Source organism: Solirubrobacter phytolaccae (assembly GCF_027587195.1).
GTDB lineage: Bacteria > Actinomycetota > Thermoleophilia > Solirubrobacterales > Solirubrobacteraceae > Solirubrobacter > Solirubrobacter phytolaccae.
The window spans coordinates 1-13,286 of sequence record NZ_JAPDDP010000084.1 but is presented as its reverse complement, the minus strand read 5'-3'; the positions used below and the strand labels follow the sequence as shown (position 1 = coordinate 13,286).

Sequence of the window (13,286 nt, the reverse complement as noted above, 5' to 3'; positions counted from 1 at the left end):
TTTCGAGAGGAGCCTTGTGAGCGACGTGATCGCCGGTTTGCGGCGCGAACTGGAACAGCGGTTGAAGGAGATCGAGCGTCAGCTGGCGGAGCACGAGCCGCTGCTGCGCGAGCGCGAGCAGATCGAGGCCGCGCTGGGTCAGCCGCCGTTCGCGGCCGCGCCGGTGCGGACCGCCGCCAAGCGCGCTCCCGCGGCGCGCAAGCCGGCCGCGAAGCGCGCGCCGCGTGGGGCCAACCGCGAGGCGATCCTCAAGGTCGTCGACGAGCGGCCCGGGGCGAGCGCGGCGGAGATCTCGGGCGTCACGAAGATCGCGCGGCCCGTGACCTACAACACGCTCGCGAAGCTCGTCGAGCAAGGCCAGCTGGAGAAGACGGAGCTGCCCGGCGGGCAGACCGGTTACAAGCTCGCAACCCCGGTTGCCACCGCGCCGGGCCTATAGTCGATTTCATGACGCCTACGGCGACGACATCTGAGATCAAGGACTCCCTTCTCGACACGGTCGGCGAGACGCCGCTCGTGCGGCTCAGCCGCTTCGCGCAGGGGTGTGCTCCCCAGGTCGTGGCGAAGGTCGAGTACTTCAACCCCGGCGGCTCCATCAAGGACCGCGTCGCGATGCAGATGATCGCCGCGGCCGAGGCCGACGGCAGCCTGCGCCCCGGCGGCACGATCATCGAGCCGACCTCCGGCAACACCGGCGCCGGCCTGGCCGTCGCCGCGCGTCTGAAGGGCTATCGCGTGATCGCGGTCATGCCGGACAAGATGTCGCGCGAGAAGATCGACCTGCTGCGTGCCTACGGCGCCGAGGTCGTGGTCTGCCCGACCGACGTCGATCCGTCCTCGCCGCAGTCCTACTACCGGGTCGCCGAGCGCCTGACGCGCGAGATCCCGGGCGGGTTCCAGCCCAACCAGTACGCCAACCCGGCCAACCCGGAGGCGCACTACATCGGCACCGGGCCGGAGCTGTGGCGCCAGACGGGCGGGAAGCTCACGCACTTCGTGGCGGGCGTCGGCACGGGCGGGACGATCACCGGCACCGCGCGCTACCTGAAGGAGCAGAACCCGAAGATCGAGGTCATCGGCGCTGATCCGGTCGGCTCGATCTACTCCAACGAGGAAGTACACCCCTACCTCGTTGAGGGCGTCGGCGAGGACTTCTGGCCGTCGACGTACGACCCGTCGCTGGTCGACCGCTACGTGACGGTCTCCGACCGCGACTCGTTCCTGACGACGCGGCGCCTGGCCGAGACCGAGGGCCTGCTCGTCGGCGGCTCGTGCGGGCTCGCGGCGCACGCGGCCCTGGAGGTCGCGCGCTCGATCACGGACCCCAACGCGATGGTCGCCGTGATCCTGCCGGACGGCGGCCGCGGCTACCTGTCGAAGATCTTCAACGACGAGTGGATGACCCAGCACGGCTTCCTCGAGCGCGCCGCCGACCACACGGTGGGCGACGTGCTGCAGATGAAGACCCGCGCGGGCGAGATGCCGCCGTTCGTGGTCGTGCAGACGCACCAGACGGTCCGCGACGCGATCACGCTCCTGCACGAGCACCGCGTCTCGCAGCTGCCGGTCGTCTCCGCGGACGACCCGTACACGGTCGTCGGCGGCGTCGGCGAGCGCGGGCTGCTGAAGGCCGCGATGAACGACCCGGCCGTGATGTCGGCGCCGATCGAGCTCGTGATGGAGGACGCCTTCGCGGCGGTCTCCACGGTCGACCCGGTCCGCGAGGCCGTCGAGCTGCTCTCGGGCGACACGCAGGCGCTGATCGTGTCCGAGCACGGGCGCCCGGTCGGCATCGTGACCCGCACGGACCTGTTGGAGGCCCTGGTCGGATGAGCGAGTACCGCTTCGCCACCCGCGCGGTGCACGCGGGCCTCGAGCCCGACCCGAGCTACGGCGGCGTGGTGCCGCCGATCCACCAGGCGTCGACCTACGTGCAGAAGGCCGTCGGCGACTACGTCGAGGACTTCGACTACTCGCGCTCGGCGAACCCGACGCGGGCGGCGCTCGAGCGGGCGCTCGGCGAGCTCGAGGGCGGCTTCGGGTCGGCCTTCTCGAGCGGCATGGCCGCCGAGCACGCGCTGATCACGGCGGTCTGCAACGCGGGCGACCACGTCGTGATCCCGGACGACCTCTACGGCGGCACGTACCGGCTGGTCGACAAGGTGCTCAAGCGCTGGGGCCTGTCATACACGATGGTCGACCAGACCGACCTCGACGCGGTCGCGGCGGCGGTGACGCCCGAGACCAAGCTCGTGTGGATCGAGACGCCGACGAACCCGACGCTGAAGGTGATCGACGTTCCGGGCGTGATCGAGCGCTCCGGCGGCGCGTTCGTCGCGGTCGACAACACGTTCGCGACACCCGTCTACCAGCGGCCGCTGGAGCTCGGCGCCGACGCCGTCGTGCACTCGGCGACCAAGTACCTCGGGGGCCATTCGGACTCCGTGTCGGGCGCCGTGGTGGTCAAGGACGAGGAGCGCCACAAGGCGGTGCGCTTCGTGCAGAACTCGATCGGCGCCGTGCCCGGCCCGCTCGACTGCTTCCTCGTGCACCGCGGGCTGCGCACGCTGCACCTGCGGATGGCCGCGCACACCGAGAACGCGCGCGTGGTCTCCGAGTGGCTCAGCGAGGTCGAGGGCGTGACGGACGTGCGCTGGCCCGGGTTCTCCGGCATGGTCTCGTTCCGGCACCCGGACGCGGTCGGGCTGGTCTCGCGCACGAAGGTGTTCTCGCTGGCGGAGTCGCTCGGCGGCGTGGAGTCGCTGATCGAGGTCCCGCAGGCGATGACCCACGGGTCCGTCGAGGGCTCCGCGGCGGCGGTTCCGGCCGACCTGGTGCGGCTGTCCTGCGGCATCGAGGCGGCGGAGGATCTCGTCGCCGACCTCGAGCAGGCGCTGGGCGCTTAAGTCACGTCTCGCGGAGGCCGATGGGATGGTCGGTGGGAATCTTTACTTCCTCTCGACCCAAACGTCGGCATCCTAGGCTGATGCGCCGGATCGGCATCGCGGCTACGACCGCCGGGCTCTTCACGCTCGGTGGCGGCTACCTCGCGCTCGGCGCGGCCGGGCAGGACGAGCCGGTCGCACGCGCCGCGGCCGCTCCCGTCACGTCCCCGATGGTCGCCACCGCGACGCCCGCCCCGACGGTCACGCTGCCGCCGCTGCCGGAGAACTCGCGGGCGAAGACGGTCGCGCCGGTCGCCGGCCAGCCCGGCACCGCCGCGGATGCGGCCGCCGCCGACCCGGGGTTGACCGGGACGAGCGACGCCAAGCCCACGACCGAAGCCTCCTCCGCCGCGCGCGGGTCCAAGACGACCGGTGCCGGCGCGAACGCCGTCGACAAGGCCGTCGCGATCGGTGGCGGCGTCGCGCTGCCGCCGCTGGAAGCGCCCGAGGCGGTCAAGAAGATGATCGAGGCCGGCAACGGCATCGCGCGCACGCCCTACAAGTGGGGCGGCGGGCACGGCAAGTGGCAGGACACGGGCTACGACTGCTCGGGCTCCGTCTCGTTCGTGCTGGCGGCCGCCGGGCTGCTGAGCGGGCCGCTGGCGTCCGGGCCGCTGATGTCCTGGGGCGAGCCCGGCAAGGGCAAGTGGGTCACGATCTGGACCAACCAGGGTCACGTCTTCCTCGAGGTGGCGGGCGTCCGCTTCGACACCTCCGCCCAGCGGGTCACCGGCTCGCGCTGGATCAACGAGATGCGCTCCACGGAAGGCTTCGTGGCGCGGCACCCCGCCGGTCTTTAGACACCTTTACGGAGGCTGGGGTGTTCACCCCATGTCACCCGAATAGGGGAGGGTCGACTACCCCGAGAGCAAGCAAGCAGTTGTTCTCGTAGGAGTCGTTGATGTCCCGCTTCGTGCACAGCCACACCCCCCTGCTCGACCTGCCTGAAGAGGTCTTGGCCGAGGTGGATGCCGCTTGGGAGCGGGCCCAGGACCTCGTCGCCGACGAGCTCGAACTGCACTTCGACGTGTCCGTCAGCGGCCGCGTGCGAGGCGAGCTCCGCGCCGCGGACAGCGGTGAGCTCGTCTCGCGCCTGTCCGCCGCCGAGGCGCTCTCCCTGGCCTGCGGCGACGCGCGGTTGGCGGTCGCCGCATAGGTCTCCCCGGCGTCGGGCAGGATGTATGCCCGTATGCCATCGCTTCTCAAAGAGCTCCTGGACATCGCCACCGAGGCCGGCCGCAAGGCCGCCGAGGTCGTCGGCCGGCTCACGCGCGACGAGCAGGACACGACTGTCCCGTCGCCCAAGCCCGAGCCGGAGACCTCCCCCTCACCCGAGGCGGTCGGTGCTCCGAAGCCCGGCGCGCCCGCCGCGCCCAAATCCGCAACCGCCCGCAAGCCGAAGCCCAAGGCCGCGAAGACGAAGCCGAAGCCCTCGGGCCGCGGCGCCGTCGTCAAGGCGGGTCCGACCACGGAGCCCGCGGCCACCGCGAACGCCGCGGCCGCCACGCCGACCGAGGCCGCCGTGCCGACCGGCGCCGCGCTGACCAAGCCGCGCGCGAAGACCAAGCCGGCCGCGGCCAAGCCCGTGGTGAAGAAGCCCGCGGCGGCCGCGAAGCAGCCGCCCGCGGCGCCCAAGCCCAAGCCGGTCGCCGTGGCCAAGCCCGAGCCGGCGAAGCCCAAGCCCGTCGCCGTGGCCAAGCCCGAGCCCGCGAAGCCCAAGCCCGCGGCGGTCGCCAAGCCCGTGCCGGCCAAGAAGCCGGCGGCGAAGAAGCCCGCTCCGACGACGACGGCCAAGCAGGCGGCGCCGTCGAAGAAGCCGGCCGCGAAGAAGCCCGCGGCGCCCACCTCGGCGAAGAAGCCGGCGGCCAAGAAGCCCGCCGCCGCAGGCAGCACGACCCCGCTGCTCCCGCCCGAGCTGGAGGCCAAGAAGCCGGCCGCGGCGAAGAAGCCCGCGGCTCCGGCGAAGAAGCCGGCGGTCAAGTCGGCGGTCGCGAAGCCGGTCACCAAGGCGGCGCCCGGGCAGACGTCGCCCGCGATCGCCAAGCCCGAGGCCAAGCCCCCGTCCGAGTCGTAATCCGGCTTGCAGGCGCGCGCGCAGACCTCGCGCGCGCCGCCCAGCCTGGCTAGGGTCTGGCGAATGCGTCCCATTCCCGCGACCCGCCTTGGCGATGCTCACGGCCTCCTGCGCGCGATCGAACAGCGCGGGCGGCTGCGCACGGACGAGTTCGTCACCGAGTTCAACCTCGACGAGCTCTTCCCGCCCGGTCTCGAGAATGCGCTCGGCCGGATGCGCCATTTCATCTCCTTCGGGCGGCTCGCCGGCCTCGTCAAGGAGGACCGCGGGGTCGTAGAGCTGACCGACATCGGCAAGCGCTACGTCCGCTCCGGGGACCCGGAGGCGCCGTACGACGTGTCCTCCCAGCAGGCCGAGTGGTTGCGCCGCCAGCTGCGCGAGCGGCACATGACCGACTCGATCTTCCACGGGCTCGCGATCGGGCTGTCGCTGCTCGCGTCCGTGCCCGCCGGGACGCGCATCTCGACCATGGACTTCGGCCGCTCGATGGCCTACCTCGGCCGCGCCGGTTGGGACAACGAGAACACGCTCCTGATCCAGGGCGAGCGCCACCTCACGCTGCTGACCGACCTCGAGCTGATCGACGCCGACCAGCGCCTGACGCCGACCGGCGAGCAGGTCCGCGGCGAGCTCACGCTGCCGGTGCACATGTCGCTGCCGGACATCGCGGCCCAGCTGAACCCGGGCGGCGCGGAAGCCGTCCGCGCGGCGGCGCTGCAGGAGTTCGCGGAGCCCGCCGCGCCGCCGTCGGAGTCCGCGCCCGTGGTGGAGCCGGCGCCCACGCCCGCCGAGACGCCGCCTCCGGACGTCGAGAGCTCCCCCTACCGCACGGTCATCTCGTCCGCGACCGGCGGCGTCGATGGCACCCACGGCGCCCGCCCGCCGGTCGTCCCGCGCCCGAAGTCCTCGCCGAACCTCCCCGTGGACCCCAACCCGCCCGGCGCGGACCCGCTGCTGCCGTTCGCGGGCGGACGCCGCCACCACTCCGGCCTGACCCCGGGCGACCCGCTCGCCGGCTCCGCCCCGCCGTCCACGGCGATCCAGCCCAAGGCCGGCGCGGCGCCGCCGACGGCCGACCCGCTGTCGCCGCCGCCGTCTGCGGCGCCGCCGACGGCCGACCCGCTGTCGCCGCCGCCGTCTGCGGCGCCGCCGACGGCCGATCCGTTGACGCCGCCGCCGTCCTCGACGCCGCCGCCCGCCGTCGAGCCCGCGCAGTCGTCGTCCGCATCCGCCGAGTCGTCGTCGCCCGCCGTCGAGCCCGTGTCGTCCGAGTCCTCGTCGCCGCCCCCGGCCGCCGAGACCGCACCGGCCGCGCGCGTCGAGTCGACGCCGGCCGTGGAGCCGGCCTCGCCGCCCTCGGCCGTCGAGTCGTCGTCGCCGCCCTCGGCCGTTGCGTCGTCGTCGTCCGCGCCCGCGGGTTCGTCGTCGCCGCCCTCGGCCGTTGAGTCGTCGTCGCCCGCGCCCGCGGGTTCGTCGTCGCCGCCCTCGGCCGTTGAGTCGTCGTCGCCCGTGCCCGCGGGTTCGTCGTCGCCGCCCTCGGCCGTCGAGTCGTCGCCGCCCTCGTCTGCGGGTTCATCGTCGCCGCCCCCGGCCGGGGCGACCTCGCCTCCCGCGTCCGCCGAGGTGTCGTCGCCGTTGGCCGCGTCCGCCGAGTCACCGTCGTCGTCGTCGGCCGCGTCCGCTGAGTCGTCGCCGCCGACCGGGCAGAGTTCGCCGCCGCCCGCCGGGGCGACGCCACCCATCGCGGAGGCGTCGCCGTCCGCTGGGCTCGCGTCGCCCGGGGCTCACGAGTCCTTGCCGCCCGCGTCGGTCGAGTCGTCCACGCCGCCTCCGGCCGGCGAGGCGATGCCGCCCGCCGCGGAGTCGGCCTCGCCGCCGCCTGGAGTCGGGCCGGACGCGCCGGCCGTCGATCTCTCACCGCCCGCGGCGGCCGTGTCGAGCGCGCCCGTCGCCGGGTCGTCCTCGTCGCCCGCCGCCGCGGCGGATGCGTCGCCTCCGCCGGCTGCGTCCGACGAACCGGTTTCGTCGCCCGCCGCCGTTCCCGCTCCCGCCTCGCCCGACAGCGCGGCGGCACTCGCCACGCCGACGCCGCCGTCCCCGGCGCGCGAGGTGTTCGTCGACGGCGCCACGATTCGCGCCGCCGCGATCGCCGCCGGGTTGCGGTTGCCCCCGGGCGTGTACGCGAACGTCGCCGCCGCGCTCGGCACGGGCAAGCACGTGCTGCTCACGGGCGCGCCCGGGTCGGGCAAGACGGCGCTCGCGATGGCCGTCGCTCGTGCCGCCGCCCAGGAGGGCAAGGCACGGGGCGCCACGATCGTCACCGGCGACCCGCGCGACCTCATTCCCGAGGCCGCGGCGCAGGGGCGCTGGGTGATCGTCGACGAGCTCGACCAGGCCGACCTGCAGGCGACGTATGCGCCGCTGAGCTCGTTCCTGGCCGGCATCCCCGTGACGTTCGCGAGCGGGGAGGCCACGCCCGCGGACGACTGGCGGCTGATCGCGACGTGGAACGGCACCGAGTTCCCCCGCGCGGCGATCATGCGCCGGTTCGCGGTCGTCGAGGTCCATGCGCCCGGCGCCGAGGAGCTGCGCGCCGCGATCCACCACGAGACGCACGACGACGCGACCGCCGCGGCCGCCGCGGAGAAGCTCGTCCACTTTGCCGACCGGGTCGGCGTGGGCGTGCTGCTCGACGCCGCGCGGCACGCCGCCGCGCGTCAGGCGGCCGTCCCGACCGACCCGGACACGCTCGCCGAGGAGCTGGTCGCGGCGTACATCACGCCACTGATCGAGCCGTGACGCTGCGCCGCACGCCGGAGGAACGCGAGGCGCTGCGGCGTGCCAAGGCGACCCTCGACGCGCTGGATTTCTATTCGACACCGGTCAAGATCGAGCACGTGCGCATCCTGCACGTGCCGTGGCTGTTCAAGCTGCCGTGGTTCCGGCGCTTCCACGGCTACGAGATGGGCCCGCTGATCCTGATCAAGCGCCCGCTGTACCAGTGCTCGCCGGGCTTGATCGCCCACGAGCTGTGCCACGTGTGGCAGGACCAGGACCACCGGCTGCGGATGTGGTGGAGCTACGTGACCAGCGGCTACGCGCGCAACCCGCACGAGATCGAGGCGCGCAAGGCGGGAGCGGCGGCGTGACGGACGAGGTCCTCGTCGCGATCGCCACGGCCCGCGCGTTCACCCGGGCGGCGGAGGCGCAGCGCACCGTGCTCGTCCTCGACCGGCCCGGCCAGGAGCCGACGATGGTCGAAGTCGACGAGTGGCTGGACGCCGAGATCACCGAGGACGAGGACGTCACCGCGGTGCCGCACACCACCGCCGTCGAGTCGCCCGCCAAGCCGCTCCCGGAGATCCGGCCGGCGCCGGCCTCAGCGATCTCGATCGACACCGAGACCGGCGAGCTCGCCGCCCCGCTCGGAGCGATCGAGCACCTCGCGGCGTCCGTCCTGGCGCTCGCGACCGCGTTCGGTGGCCGCACCGTCGCCAGCGTCGAGTTCGCCACGCGCGACCCCGAGACGCCGATCACGCTCGCGGCGCGCGCCGGCGAGCGTGTCGTGCTCGCCGCGGGTGACGAGCAGTTCGAGCTGTGAGCCCGCGCCCGGAGACCCCCGCCGACCACGACCGCATCCGGGCGCTGCACCTCGCCGCGTTCGCGCCGTCCACCGTCGAAGCGCAGATCGTGGACGACCTGCGCGCCGCGAACGACCACGTGCCCGAGCTCTGCCTCGTCCACGAGCACGGTCACGTGATGGTGAGCAAGGGGCGTGTCGACCAGCACCCCGCGCTCGGCCTCGGCCCGATCGGCGTCGACCCCGCCCACCAACGCGAGGGGATCGGCGGCGAGCTCATGCGCGCCGTGATCGAGCGCGCCCAGACGACCGGGTACGTGCTGATCGCGCTGCTCGGCCACCCCGGGTACTACCCGCGGTTCGGCTTCGAGAGGGGTGACGCGCTGGGCATCGAAACCACCTACGACGTCCGTGCCCACCCCGAAGCCTGGATGGTGCTCCCGCTCCCGGCGTTCCCGGCCGGTCTGCACGGGACGTTCCACTACGCCTCCGCGTTCCCGCCGTCTTGATACCTAGACCTTGGTGTAGTTCTTTTTTGCCGCGGTCTGCCGATGTGAAGAACGGGTAACCCTCCCACCAAGCCAATGCTTCATCAGCGCCATTACACAGCCGATCAGGCCAATGCCCTCCTCCCTGAGGTGCGCGTCACGGTTCGCCGCCTCCAGGAGGCCAAGCGCGTGCTGCAGGACGAGGGCTTCGACACGGGCTTCGCAACGCTCGCCGACGTGGTCGGCGGCGCGTATCCGGGGCGCGAACGCGCGTATGCCGCTGTGGCTGCGACGCTGGGGTTCGAGCATCTCGAGGAGCTGGACCTGCTGGTCCGCGACCTCGAAGCCGGGCTCATCGACTTCCCCGCACTCCGCGACGGCCGCGAGGTCTACCTGTCATGGCAGGTTGACGAGCACGAGGTCGCGCACTGGCACACCGCCGAGACGGGCTACCCGTCCCGGTTCCCGCTGGATCCGTTCTCCTAGGTCTCTTACAGAGTTCTCAGCTTCGCCCCTGAGGATGCGTATGTGCGCATCCTCGTAGTGGACGACGAGCCCTCGGTTCGCGACGCGCTCGACCGGGCGCTGCGGATGGACGGGTACAAGGTGCAGGTCGCCGCAGACGGTCGCGAAGCGCTCGACGCGCTCGCCGACCAGCCACCGGACGCGATCGTGCTGGACGTGCTGATGCCCGAGCCGGACGGGCTCGAGGTGTGCCGCAGGCTCCGCGCCGCGGGCGACCACACGCCGGTGCTGATGCTCACCGCGCGCGACGCCGTGCCCGACCGCGTCGCCGGCCTGGACGCCGGCGCCGACGACTACCTGATCAAGCCGTTCGCGCTCGAGGAGCTTGGGGCACGGCTGCGCGCGCTGCTGCGGCGCACGGGCACGCCCAACGCGGACATCCTCCGCTACGCGGACTTGAAGCTCGACCCGGCCGGCCACACGGTCACTCGCGGCGCTTCCCCGATCGAGCTCACCCGCACCGAGTACCTGCTGCTCGAGCTGCTGCTGCGCCACCCGCGCCAGGTGCTCACCCGCACGCAGATCTTCGAGCAGGTGTGGGGCTACGACTTCGGCCCGAGCTCGAACTCGCTCGAGGTCTACGTCGGCTACCTGCGCCGTAAGCTCGGCGAGCCGCGGCTCATCCAGACGGTGCGGGGCGTCGGCTACGTGCTGCGCGAGCCATGAGCTTCCGGCGCCGGCTCGTGCTGTCGTGCGGGGCCGCGGTGGCGCTGGTCGTCGTGCTCGGCTCCGCGCTCGCCTACTGGGTGGTGCGGGACACGCTCCACGCGGAGCTCGACTCCGCGCTCGAGCGCCAGGTGATGGAGCGCCCGATGGTTGCGGCCGGCTCGGTCGGGCCCGGCCCGGCGCCCGCGGACGTGATGATCACGCAGACGCCACGCGCGTTCGTGACCGTGATCCGGCGCGAGGGAGAAGCCGACGACGTGCCGCCCTCGCTGGACATCGACGAGGACGTGCGCGCGGTCGCGCAGGGTGAGAAGGAGCCGTTCTTCGCGAACCGGCGGAGCGAGGGTGTGCGCGTGCGCGTCTACGTCGGCCGCACGCCGGATGGGATGACGCTGCTCGCAGCGCGCTCGCTCACGGAGGTCGACAGCGCGCTGGGGACGCTGCGGATCGCGCTCGGCCTGCTCGCGCTGGGCGGGATCGGGCTCGCGGTCGTGCTCGCCCGGCTCGCGATGCGCACCGCCGTACGACCCGTCGCCGAGCTCACCACGACCGCCGAGCACGTCGCCTCCACGCGCGACCTCACGCGCCGGATCGATACGCACGGCGACGACGAGGTCGCCCGGCTCGGCGCCGCGTTCAACACCATGCTCGAGGCGCTGGACCGCTCGCAGCGCGCGCAGAAGCAGCTCGTCGCCGACGCGTCGCACGAGCTGCGCACACCGCTGACCTCCCTGCGCACGAACCTCGAGGTGCTCGCGCGCGGCGGCCCGCCCGAGGCCGGGGATCGTGAGCGGTTGCGGGAGGACCTCGTCCTGCAGCTGGAGGAGCTGACGGGCCTCGTCGGCGACCTCACCGAGCTCGCCCGCGACGAGGAGCCCGAGATCGAGGACGTGCGGCTGGACACGCTGGTCGCGGGCGCGGTGGAGCGGGCGCGCCGGCACGCGCCGGGCATCACGTACGTGACCGAGTTCGAGCCGACGCTCGTCAACGGCGTTCCCGCCCGGCTGGACCGCGCGGTCGGGAACCTGCTCGACAACGCGGGCAAGTACAGCGCGGCCGGAACCGTGGTCGACGTCCGCCTGCGCGGCGGCGAGCTGACCGTCCGCGACCGCGGGCCCGGCATTCCCGCCGAGGACCTCGCGCACGTGTTCGACCGCTTCTACCGCGCCGACGCCGCGCGTGGCCGGCCGGGCTCGGGGCTCGGGCTGGCGATCGTGCGCCAGGTCGCCGAGACGCACGGCGGGACGGTCGCCGCCGAAGCCGCGGACGGCGGCGGCGCCCTGCTGCGCCTGCGGCTGCCGGTCCTCTCAGCAACTTCCTAGGTTCGGAAAACAGCGGTCTCAGTCCCGGACGGGACCGTGGCGAGCATGAAGACTCGTCTCCTGCTCGCCGCGGTCGCGGCGACCGCCTCGTTCGTCGTCGCCTGTGGTGGCGAGGAGGCCAACACCGGCAGTCCCGCCACCGGCGCGGACAAGAACAAGCAAGCCATGCTCGACTTCGCCCGCTGCATGCGCGAGAACGGCGTCGACATGCCCGACCCGAAGTTCGAGGGCGGACGGGTGACGATGCGCGCCGGCGGGCCCGGCGGCAAGCAGATCAACCCGGACGACATGCGCGCCGCCGAGAAGGCGTGCGCGAAGTACCAGGAGGCGATCAAGCCGCCGGACATGAGCGAGGAGGAGAAGGCCGAGAACAAGAAGGCCGCGCTCGCCAACGCGCGCTGCATGCGGGAGAACGGCGTGCCGGACTTCCCCGACCCGCAGTTCGACGAGAACGGGGGCGCGCAGATCCGGATCGGCAAGAATCTCGACCCCGAAGGGCCGGCGTTCCAGAAGGCGATGAAGGCGTGCGAGAAGACGATGCCGGGCTTCGGCACGTCGGGCTCCGGCGAGGACAAGTGATGAAGCGCGTGCTCGGCGGCGGCGCGGCCGTCGCGGTCGCCGGGGCGGTCGCGGTGATCGCGCTGGGCGGCGAGGAGGCACCCGCGACCGAGGCGCCGGCCGTGCAGCGCGAGACGGTCGCGGTCGAGCGCAGCGACCTCGTGGACCGCGAGAGCCTCGCCGGCACCCTCGGCTACGCGGACCCGGGCGTGCTGGGGGCGGGCGTGGCCGGCACGCTCACCGGCATCCGGGCGGCGGGCACGGTGATCACGCGCGGGCACTCCTTCTACGACATCGACGGCGCTCCCGCCGCGTTCCTGTTCTACGGCGAGCTGCCGGTGTGGCGCGACTTCGCGCCGGGGATGACCGACGGCGAGGACGTGCGCCAGCTCGAGCGCAACCTGCGCGCGCTCGGCTACGACGCCGGGACCGTCGACGACGACTGGGACTGGGAGACGACCGCGGCCGTGAAGGCGTTCCAGGCCGACCGCGGGCTGACGAAGGACGGCACGCTCACGCGCGGCGAGGTCGTGTTCCGGCCTGGCGCGACGCGGATGGGCGAGGCCAAGGCCGAAGTTGGCGACACGGTCGGCGGTGGGCGGCCGCTGGCGGAGCTCTCCTCGACCGGGCGCGAGGTGGTCGTCGAGCTCGACGCGCGTCGCCAGCAGCTCGCCCGCCGCGGCGACGAGGTGACCGTGGAGCTGCCGACGGGGGAGACGGCCAAGGGCCGCGTGTCGTCGGTCGGGACGGTGGCGAGCAAGGCGGGCGAGGACTCGGCGCCGACCGTCGACGTGACGATCGCGCTGCGCGGCCGCGGTGACGCGCTCGACCAGGCGCCCGTGGACGTCGGCTTCGCGGTCGAGCGGCGCCGGGACGCGCTCGCCGTGCCCGTCAAGGCGCTGCTGGCGGTGCAGGGCGGCGGCTACGCCCTCGAGCTGCCGGACGGCCGCAAGGTCCCGGTCGAGACGGGCCTGTACGCCGACGACCTGGTCGAGGTGACCGGCGACGGCCTCCGCGAGGGCATGAAGGTGGTGACCGCGCGATGACCGGCACGACGTTGGGCGGCGGCGGCGCCGCCGCGGCGGTGGCCGGCGAGGGCGCGGCGCGCTCCGGGGTGGCGCCGGCTGG

General features: G+C 73.4%; 15 protein-coding genes. All 15 read left to right on the top strand.

The features are described 5' to 3' along the window. Window positions 1-16: 16 nt before the first annotated feature. Window positions 17-439: a hypothetical protein gene (locus tag OJ997_RS30625; protein ID WP_270029162.1), complete on the top strand. Its 423-nt coding sequence runs from the start codon at window positions 17-19 to the stop codon at window positions 437-439. Window positions 440-447: 8 nt separating this feature from the next. Beyond that, entirely contained in the window at window positions 448-1,833 is a 1,386-nt protein-coding gene (locus OJ997_RS30620) for a cystathionine beta-synthase (protein ID WP_270029161.1), read from the top strand. Beyond that, the gene (locus OJ997_RS30615; RefSeq protein ID WP_270029160.1) at window positions 1,830-2,906 is read left to right on the top strand and encodes a trans-sulfuration enzyme family protein; all 1,077 of its coding nucleotides are present in this window, start codon (window positions 1,830-1,832) and stop codon (window positions 2,904-2,906) included. The genes OJ997_RS30620 and OJ997_RS30615 overlap by 4 nt, the downstream gene beginning before the upstream one ends. An 80-nt stretch (window positions 2,907-2,986) precedes the next feature. Then, window positions 2,987-3,745: an NlpC/P60 family protein gene (locus OJ997_RS30610; protein ID WP_270029159.1), complete on the top strand. Its 759-nt coding sequence runs from the start codon at window positions 2,987-2,989 to the stop codon at window positions 3,743-3,745. 101 nt (window positions 3,746-3,846) lie between these two features. Beyond that, complete coding sequence (locus OJ997_RS30605) at window positions 3,847-4,101, top strand: hypothetical protein (protein ID WP_270029158.1); 255 nt, start codon at window positions 3,847-3,849, stop codon at window positions 4,099-4,101. Between the two features lie 33 nt (window positions 4,102-4,134). Continuing rightward, complete coding sequence (locus OJ997_RS30600; RefSeq protein ID WP_270029157.1) at window positions 4,135-5,019, top strand: hypothetical protein; 885 nt, start codon at window positions 4,135-4,137, stop codon at window positions 5,017-5,019. A gap of 63 nt (window positions 5,020-5,082) precedes the next feature. Further along, window positions 5,083-7,818 carry a ribosomal eL19 family protein gene (locus OJ997_RS30595; protein ID WP_270029156.1) on the top strand — a complete coding sequence of 912 codons (2,736 nt, stop codon included), beginning with the start codon at window positions 5,083-5,085 and terminating at the stop codon, window positions 7,816-7,818. Beyond that, window positions 7,815-8,168, top strand: coding sequence for a hypothetical protein (locus OJ997_RS30590; RefSeq protein ID WP_270029155.1), 354 nt, complete (start codon window positions 7,815-7,817; stop codon window positions 8,166-8,168). The genes OJ997_RS30595 and OJ997_RS30590 overlap by 4 nt, the downstream gene beginning before the upstream one ends. After that, the gene (locus OJ997_RS30585) at window positions 8,165-8,620 is read left to right on the top strand and encodes a hypothetical protein (RefSeq protein WP_270029154.1); all 456 of its coding nucleotides are present in this window, start codon (window positions 8,165-8,167) and stop codon (window positions 8,618-8,620) included. Before OJ997_RS30590 ends, OJ997_RS30585 begins: the two co-directional genes overlap by 4 nt. Further along, window positions 8,617-9,108, top strand: coding sequence for a GNAT family N-acetyltransferase (locus tag OJ997_RS30580; protein WP_270029153.1), 492 nt, complete (start codon window positions 8,617-8,619; stop codon window positions 9,106-9,108). Before OJ997_RS30585 ends, OJ997_RS30580 begins: the two co-directional genes overlap by 4 nt. 75 nt (window positions 9,109-9,183) lie before the next feature. Continuing rightward, window positions 9,184-9,573 carry a DUF2203 domain-containing protein gene (locus tag OJ997_RS30575; RefSeq protein ID WP_270029152.1) on the top strand — a complete coding sequence of 130 codons (390 nt, stop codon included), beginning with the start codon at window positions 9,184-9,186 and terminating at the stop codon, window positions 9,571-9,573. Between the two features lie 42 nt (window positions 9,574-9,615). Further along, window positions 9,616-10,278, top strand: a complete 663-nt coding sequence (locus tag OJ997_RS30570) for a response regulator transcription factor (RefSeq protein ID WP_270029151.1) — start codon at window positions 9,616-9,618, stop codon at window positions 10,276-10,278. Beyond that, window positions 10,275-11,600 (top strand): sensor histidine kinase, encoded by a 1,326-nt coding sequence (locus tag OJ997_RS30565; protein ID WP_270029150.1) that lies wholly within the window; start codon window positions 10,275-10,277, stop codon window positions 11,598-11,600. Before OJ997_RS30570 ends, OJ997_RS30565 begins: the two co-directional genes overlap by 4 nt. Window positions 11,601-11,645: 45 nt before the next feature. Continuing rightward, on the top strand, window positions 11,646-12,179 hold the full coding sequence (locus tag OJ997_RS30560; RefSeq protein ID WP_270029149.1) for a hypothetical protein: 534 nt from the start codon (window positions 11,646-11,648) through the stop codon (window positions 12,177-12,179). Beyond that, window positions 12,179-13,204: a peptidoglycan-binding protein gene (locus tag OJ997_RS30555; RefSeq protein WP_270029148.1), complete on the top strand. Its 1,026-nt coding sequence runs from the start codon at window positions 12,179-12,181 to the stop codon at window positions 13,202-13,204. Before OJ997_RS30560 ends, OJ997_RS30555 begins: the two co-directional genes overlap by 1 nt. Window positions 13,205-13,286: the final 82 nt, after the last annotated feature.

Bases quoted from the DNA above. Each gene is read 5' to 3' on its own strand.
- OJ997_RS30620 (WP_270029161.1), top strand. From the start codon at position 448: ATGACGCCTACGGCGACGACATCTGAGATCAAGGACTCCCTTCTCGAC.
- OJ997_RS30615 (WP_270029160.1), top strand. From the start codon at position 1,830: ATGAGCGAGTACCGCTTCGCCACCCGCGCGGTGCACGCGGGCCTCGAG.
- OJ997_RS30610 (WP_270029159.1), top strand. From the start codon at position 2,987: ATGCGCCGGATCGGCATCGCGGCTACGACCGCCGGGCTCTTCACGCTC.
- OJ997_RS30605 (WP_270029158.1), top strand. From the start codon at position 3,847: ATGTCCCGCTTCGTGCACAGCCACACCCCCCTGCTCGACCTGCCTGAA.
- OJ997_RS30600 (WP_270029157.1), top strand. From the start codon at position 4,135: ATGCCATCGCTTCTCAAAGAGCTCCTGGACATCGCCACCGAGGCCGGC.
- OJ997_RS30595 (WP_270029156.1), top strand. From the start codon at position 5,083: ATGCGTCCCATTCCCGCGACCCGCCTTGGCGATGCTCACGGCCTCCTG.
- OJ997_RS30575 (WP_270029152.1), top strand. From the start codon at position 9,184: ATGCTTCATCAGCGCCATTACACAGCCGATCAGGCCAATGCCCTCCTC.
- OJ997_RS30565 (WP_270029150.1), top strand. From the start codon at position 10,275: ATGAGCTTCCGGCGCCGGCTCGTGCTGTCGTGCGGGGCCGCGGTGGCG.
- OJ997_RS30560 (WP_270029149.1), top strand. From the start codon at position 11,646: ATGAAGACTCGTCTCCTGCTCGCCGCGGTCGCGGCGACCGCCTCGTTC.
- OJ997_RS30555 (WP_270029148.1), top strand. From the start codon at position 12,179: ATGAAGCGCGTGCTCGGCGGCGGCGCGGCCGTCGCGGTCGCCGGGGCG.